The organism is Streptomyces katrae, from assembly GCF_000966975.1.
GTDB lineage: Bacteria > Actinomycetota > Actinomycetes > Streptomycetales > Streptomycetaceae > Streptomyces > Streptomyces katrae.
In genome coordinates, this window is sequence record NZ_JZWV01001049.1 from 1 (window position 1) to 891 (window position 891).

Below are 891 nucleotides of genomic sequence, written 5' to 3' on the forward strand. Positions count from 1 at the left end.
CTGCCGCCCGCTGGACATCGTCGACGGCGCGATGAACGCCAACATCAGCGTCGGCACCGGCGAGGGTCCGCCCGTCGACCTGCGGGCCCTGGTCCAGCGCGTCGTCACGGGCATGGGCATCGACCACGGCTACGCCCACATGGAGTTCTTCCTGATCGACGGCGAGGTGTACGCCGGCGAGATCGGCGTGCGGCTCGCCGGCTGCGAGATCCCCGCGAACCACGGGCACGCGTACGGCTTCGACGTGTTCGGCGCCACCCTGGCGGTCTACCTCGGCCGGCGGCCCGACCTCCGCTACGGCGAACGCCGCTGCGCGGGCGACCTGCTGCTGCCGCTGCCCGGCTCCGGGACGGTCCGGCGGATCACCTCCCGCGAGGAGCTGCTGGCCATGCCCGGGGTCATCGACGCGGTGCTCAAGGTCCGCTCCGGCGACACCGTGACGGCCCGCCGGGCCTCGCACAACGCCTCGGGGTACGCCCATGTCGTGGGAGCCTCGGTCGGGGAGGTGGAGAGCCGCATGCGCGACGTACTGGCGCGCTTCACGATCGAGGTGGTGGCGCAGGAGCCGTCCGCCGCCCTCGCCTGACCGCCGTCCTCGCCTGACCGCCGCCCGAGCCGGCCGCCCCACGCGGCCCGGCACCCGGCCCGGCCGCGCCGCGCCGCGCGGCCGTCGAAACGGAGACCGACACGTGACCAGCGGCCTGCCCCGTCGCTTCCTCGACCTGCTCACACGTCCCCGGGTGGCCGGGGCGGCCTGGTGGAGCGTCGTCTCCAGGCTGCCGGTCTACCTGATGTCGCTGGCCCTCGTCCTGACCGTCCGTGAGCAGGGCGGCAGTTACGCCCAGGCCGGGCTGGTCGCGGCGCTCTACACGGTCGGGATGGCCCTGGGCA

At 74.5% G+C, this 891-nt stretch carries 2 pseudogenes; both read left to right on the forward strand.

The annotated features are described in order from the left end of the window. A pseudogene (locus VR44_RS32050) lies at positions 1-586 on the forward strand (ATP-grasp domain-containing protein); the annotation flags it as partial. Positions 587-689: 103 nt separating this feature from the next. Further along, positions 690-891 (forward strand): annotated as a pseudogene (locus VR44_RS32055) (MFS transporter); the annotation flags it as partial.